Annotated in this window: 7 protein-coding genes; 1 reads left to right on the forward strand and 6 read right to left on the reverse strand. The window is 41.8% G+C overall.

The window, feature by feature from the left end:
- The 5 genes from QZ158_RS07655 to QZ158_RS07675 all read right to left on the reverse strand — a co-directional run.
- On the reverse strand, positions 1 to 405 hold a 405-nt coding region (locus QZ158_RS07655; RefSeq protein ID WP_293887323.1), incomplete at its 3' end, for an SDR family NAD(P)-dependent oxidoreductase.
- Positions 398 to 634, reverse strand: coding sequence for a DUF2829 domain-containing protein (locus QZ158_RS07660; protein ID WP_293887325.1), 237 nt, complete (start codon positions 632 to 634; stop codon positions 398 to 400). The genes QZ158_RS07655 and QZ158_RS07660, both read right to left, overlap by 8 nt.
- A gap of 101 nt (positions 635 to 735) precedes the next feature.
- Entirely contained in the window at positions 736 to 1,566 is an 831-nt protein-coding gene (locus QZ158_RS07665) for a hypothetical protein (RefSeq protein ID WP_293887327.1), read from the reverse strand.
- Complete coding sequence (locus tag QZ158_RS07670) at positions 1,563 to 2,363, reverse strand: hypothetical protein (RefSeq protein ID WP_293887329.1); 801 nt, start codon at positions 2,361 to 2,363, stop codon at positions 1,563 to 1,565. Before QZ158_RS07670 ends, QZ158_RS07665 begins: the two co-directional genes overlap by 4 nt.
- On the reverse strand, positions 2,360 to 2,686 hold the full coding sequence (locus QZ158_RS07675) for a PadR family transcriptional regulator (RefSeq protein WP_120702278.1): 327 nt from the start codon (positions 2,684 to 2,686) through the stop codon (positions 2,360 to 2,362). Before QZ158_RS07675 ends, QZ158_RS07670 begins: the two co-directional genes overlap by 4 nt.
- Before the next feature lie 234 nt (positions 2,687 to 2,920).
- Here QZ158_RS07675 and QZ158_RS07680 point away from each other — a divergent pair, with 234 nt between their 5' ends.
- A complete protein-coding gene (locus QZ158_RS07680) occupies positions 2,921 to 4,885 on the forward strand; it encodes a peptide ABC transporter substrate-binding protein (protein WP_293887333.1) in 1,965 nt (654 codons plus the stop codon).
- A gap of 88 nt (positions 4,886 to 4,973) precedes the next feature.
- Here the strand turns inward: QZ158_RS07680 and QZ158_RS07685 are convergent.
- Positions 4,974 to 5,401 (reverse strand): FtsX-like permease family protein (locus tag QZ158_RS07685; protein WP_366928213.1); only part of this gene is annotated, 428 nt, incomplete at its 5' end.

The raw sequence follows: 5,401 nt of genomic DNA on the forward strand, positions 1-5,401 counted from the left end.
GTGACCGCCACCTCCTGCTAGGCTAGAAGCAATGGAGCACATATTGATGATGATCCCTTGCTTCTTCTCCAACATTTGAGTCAGATAATGCCGTGTCAGCTCTATCGGAGTCACATAGTTGATCTCAAAGATCTCCTGAATCTCCTGAGCGCTTTGCTCAAGGAGCGGTTTGTAGTCATCCAAGACCCCAGCCGTATTGCACAAGACATCTACCTCTGGACACCAGTCAAAAATCGGCGCCAAATCCAGGGTCAAGTCCCGCTGCAAAAAGTGAAAATCACCCTGTAAGAGTGGATTTTCACCTTGGTCCACACCATAAACTTGATAACCCTTCTCTAAAAAGAGTCGAGCTTGAGCCAGACCAATTCCGGAACTCACGCCTGTAATCAAGACCTGTTTAGTCATGGACTTCCACCCAATCTGTCGCTAAGACATCACAAGGGGTTGGACTCCACATAGAGAAGCCTTCCCCTTCACCAGAAACGTTAATGAGGAAATAAGGCGTCACTTCTAGAGCCACCCCTTTTTGCTCAATGGTATCAAAGAGCTGCACATAGTTCTCAGCTCCACCCCAACCAGTACGTATATATTTCTTTTTTGCCTTTAGTCCAGGCAAGATCTCTTCAAATGTCATGATCTTCTCCTTTGTTTCATACTCCCTTTCATTATAACAAAAATCAAGCTTGCTCGTTGCTTTTCAACAGCAAAAAGGAGGAGCTTCCTCCCCCTTTCACGCTACTCACCATTTTCTGTCTTGTTCTTTTTCAAAGCGCGAATCGTGAACCAATAGTAAATCATCAATCCTATAACGATGATCACCGTCGGCAAAATGATGGTCATGCTAGAATTCTGAATCCCTTGGGCCAAAGTCCAACGATGCAAGAATCCCACAACTAAGAAGGACAGAATAGGAAAGATGAAGGCACGAGCAAACTCTTCTTTCCACTGCCAGAGGATAAGTCCTGCACTAGCACCTGTCATGATGAAGGTATCCCATGGACTAGGTACCGTCAACCAACCTAGAGTTGGCAAGAAACGGACCCCTACTATTTCACTGATGAAATAGATCCCAAGGACGAGAACGAATGCCACATAGATTGCTTTTTTTGACTTTTCTTCTGCAAAAATGAGGCGACGAAGGAGATAGAATAGTAACCCAACGGCTAAAATACCCAAAATACTATCCGTTAGATAAACCAGGGGCTTGAGAACCAGGACTGCTTGCGAGGCAAAATCACTTAAGAGGCGATAAAAAATCACAATTCCCGAGACAATCGCCCCATACTTCAGAACAGACCGCGTGGATTCTTTAGGCATATTTTCTATGATTTGGTCTGCCATTCCCTTTGGATCCTGTCCAAAATAGTCCTTGGCTGTCAATCCATCACCGCTTGCTTGCGAAAAATCTAGCGCTAGATTATAGACCTGCTCTCTTAATGCTTTCTCCTCATATAAGAAGCCGGCAAAATTGAAATAATCCCAGAGATCTTGGAAATAAGCTTGGTCCTCCTGGCTAAAGGTTTGAACCAAAGCCTGCGTTTCTTCATAATAAATAGCTGATGTCATGATGTTTCCCCCTTTCTTTGGAGACGAAATACAATGAAGGACAAGACTAGTCCTATCAGAGGGAGTAGCCAGCGTAATAAATTAGCAGTTCCTGGATTCACAAAGCGAACACAGCATCCAGTTACAAAGAAAGTCACTCCCATGACCAGTAGGCTAACAGCAAGCCGTCCTTGATTTCTATAGGTCATGATCGTAAATCCAAGAAGAACCAGAAATGCAAGAACAATCGCCCAACCATCTGGCAAAAGGATACTTCGATTCAGACTCAAATGGTCAGAAAACACGCGCTCTATCCTAGGAGACAGGATCAAACTAATCACACTGATAACAAGAGCCCAAGTCCACTTGATTTCCCCATAGCTCTGCTTGGACCAAAGCCACATCATAAATTGACTGTACACAAAGAAAATAAGTAGATCTAGCAGGTATGTTAAGGGAGCAATCACTAGTGGCAGCATCCAGGCAAAATCCATTACAAACCGCATGCCAACGAAAATCGTTCCAAGAATCAAGAATAACCCCACATAAGAACCTAGCCTGCGTCTAGGTAACTCCGAGAGAACTTGGTCCATCATGGCCCTTGGATCCTTTCCAAAATAATCCACTGCCCGATTGCCCTCTTTCTCAGCAACTTTTAAATCGCAAACCATATTGTAGAGCTGTTCACCCAGTAGCTCATCATCATAAAAATAGGACTTCACTCCAATATAAGCTATCATTTTTTTCATATAGGATTGATTGTCCTTATTTAGGTGCATCAATTCGGCTGACATTTTTTCTGTATAATCTTCGATCATGCTTCCCCCTCCTTTTTCACGCGTTCTACTTTAATGACCAGATCCTGCCACTGGTTCCAAAATTCCTCTAGGCGCTCTCTTCCTTCCTTGGTTAGAGAGAAATATTTGCGATCAGGTCCATCCGGAGAGGGCCTCATCTCTCCTACGATGACTCCCTGCTTCTCTAGCTTCTGAAGCAAGGGATAAACGGTCCCCGCAACGATCTTATCGAAGCCGGTTTCCTTGAGACTTTGGATCAATTCATAGCCATAAATAGATTTTTTTGAAATAATTTCTAAAACACAACCTTCCAGGACACCCTTGAGCAATTGCGACTCTTTCATCCTGCTCCCCCTTCTATACCGCCTCTTTTTGGCTAGTTTGTTTTACATATTAGTCCTTTCATTATTAGTATACTCCTCCTTAGCTAGTTTGTAAAGCATAATAGTTAAAAATACTGCATGAAACTCGATAAAAATGAACATTATGACTAAATATACAATTATTTTCAAATAAAATTTGCTTTTTATAAAAAAAGGTGTATAATAATACAAAATCTTTATTAAAGGAGATAAGTGATGAAAAAATCTAAACTAGCTTTCCTTGCAGGTGTCACGGTTGCTTCAGCCCTGTTCCTTGCTTCTTGTGGATCATCTACTAACTCATCAAAGGGAACAACCTACAACTACGTGTATGGTACAGACCCTGATTCCTTGAACTATTTGACTTCAAATCGTTCAACTACAAGCGACATTACAACCAACTTGGTCGACGGTTTGTTCGAAAACGACCAATACGGTAACTTGGTCCCTGCTCTAGCAGAAGATTGGTCTGTTTCTAAGGATGGATTGACTTATACTTACAAACTTCGTAAAGATGCAAAATGGTATGACTCAGAAGGGAACGAATATGCAGATGTCACTGCAAATGATTTCGTGACATCTCTGAAATATGTAGCCGATAAAAAATCCGATGCCCTTTACTTGGTTCAAAACTCAGTCAAAGGCTTGGATGATTATGTGAACGGAAAAACCAAAGACTTCTCAACTGTTGGGGTCAAAGCTGTTGATGATCATACTCTTCAATATACTTTGAACCAACCAGAATCTTTCTGGAATTCTAAATTGACCACTTCGACCATGATGCCAGTCAACGAAAAATTCTTGGAATCAGCAGGGAAAGATTTCGGTATCGTGAAACCAAATGGTATCCTCTATAACGGAGCTTATATTTTGAAGTCCTTCACTTCAAAATCACAGATCGAGTTGGAAAAGAACCCTGAATACTACGATAAGAAAAACGTCCACATCGATACCGTTAAATTAACTTACTTCGATGGATCCGACCAAGACTATCTTGCTCGTAACTACTCAGATGGTAACCTATCTACTGCTCGTCTCTTCCCAACAAGCTCAACCTACAGTACGATTGAGAAGAAATTCAAGGATAACATCGTTTATTCACCACAAGATTCTACTGTTTACTACGCTTACTTCAACGTCAACCGTCAAAATTACGGCCATACCAATAAGACATCTGATGAGCAAAAGAACAACACCAAGACAGCTCTTCAAAACAAAAACTTCCGTCAAGCTTTGAACTTTGCTTTAGATAGAACTTCCTACAGCGCTCAAGTTAACGGGAAAGACGGAGCATCAAAAACTCTTCGTACCCTTCTAGTTCCACCGACATTTGTGCAAGCGGACGGGAAAGACTTCGGTACTCTCGTTGAAGAAAAACTTGCCGCAACAGGAGATGAGTGGAACGGTGTTAACTTCGCAGATGCTCAAGATAGCTTGCATAATGCGGATAAAGCCAAAGCAAAACTAGAAAAAGCTAAGGCTGAATTGCAATCACAAGGTGTTCAATTCCCAATCCATATCGACTATGTTGTAGACCAATCTTCTAATGCTCTTGTCCAACAAGCAGACTCTATGAAGAACTCAATTGAAGCAGCCCTTGGTAAAGACAATGTCGTGATCGATGTACAAAAATTGTCAACAGACGATGCAGATAACGCTACTTACTTTGCCCAATCACCAGAACAAAAAGACTTTGATATGGATATCACTGGTTGGGGACCTGACTTCCAAGATCCATCTACTTACTTGGATATCTTAAACCCAACAGATGGTTCAACCTTGACTGGTATGGGACTTGATCCTAAGAAAGACCAAGCGCTCATCGAGAAAATTGGTTTGAACGAATACCAAGCATTGCTCGATGCTGCCAATGATGAAAAATTGGATACTAATGCACGTTATGAAAAATACGCTGCTGCCCAAGCTTGGTTGACAGAAAATGCCATGGTTCTTCCAATCTACTCTAAGGGTGGAGTTCCATCTATCACCAAGGTAACACCATTCTCAGCAGCAAATTCTGCAATTGGTATTAAAGGTGAACCAACCTTCTTCAAATACCAAAAAGTTCAAGACAAGACAGTCACAACTGACGACTACGAAAAAGCTTATAAGAATTGGTTGAAGGAAAAAGAAGAATCCAATAAAAAAGCGCAAGAAGAACTTGCAAAACACGTCAAATAATGGTTGACGTCAAAACACCGAGGATCAAATCCTCGGTGTTTTTTGTTCAGCAACTTGTCTCATTTTTCAATCCTTGACAGAGCCATCGCTATCGCACGACAATCTTCCGATAACTTCTAGAAGTCAGAAGAAATACGAGAACATAAGAGATGAAAAAGACAGTGCAGATGGAAAGAGTTGTTTGAAGGACCAGTCCCGCATTGGTCGCTCCTAGGATGGCAACGATTTTTGCAATCATCTTGTAGGCTACTCCTAGGTACAGGAAGGAGAAGAATAATGGAAGGAAGAAGACGGTGAGAATTTGTTTTCGAATGGTGGTGCCGGTTTGCTTTTGGTCCAATCCTACTTGTTGCAAGACCACAAAATTATCCCGATCCTCATGACCCTCTGAAATCTGTTTGTAGTAAATGACGAGTACTGTAGCTAATAGAAAGATGACTGATAGGAAAATCCCGATAAAGAGGAGAGTCCCTGCTGTTTCACGCCACTCCTTCTCTATACTGTATCGTTCATATC

Origin of the sequence: Streptococcus sp. A12 (genome assembly GCF_905372335.1) — a bacterium.
Classification (GTDB): Bacteria; Bacillota; Bacilli; order Lactobacillales; family Streptococcaceae; genus Streptococcus.

Bases quoted from the DNA above. Each gene is read 5' to 3' on its own strand.
- QZ158_RS07660 (WP_293887325.1), bottom strand. From the start codon at position 634: ATGACATTTGAAGAGATCTTGCCTGGACTAAAGGCAAAAAAGAAATAT.
- QZ158_RS07665 (WP_293887327.1), bottom strand. From the start codon at position 1,566: ATGACATCAGCTATTTATTATGAAGAAACGCAGGCTTTGGTTCAAACC.
- QZ158_RS07670 (WP_293887329.1), bottom strand. From the start codon at position 2,363: ATGATCGAAGATTATACAGAAAAAATGTCAGCCGAATTGATGCACCTA.
- QZ158_RS07675 (WP_120702278.1), bottom strand. From the start codon at position 2,686: ATGAAAGAGTCGCAATTGCTCAAGGGTGTCCTGGAAGGTTGTGTTTTA.
- QZ158_RS07680 (WP_293887333.1), top strand. From the start codon at position 2,921: ATGAAAAAATCTAAACTAGCTTTCCTTGCAGGTGTCACGGTTGCTTCA.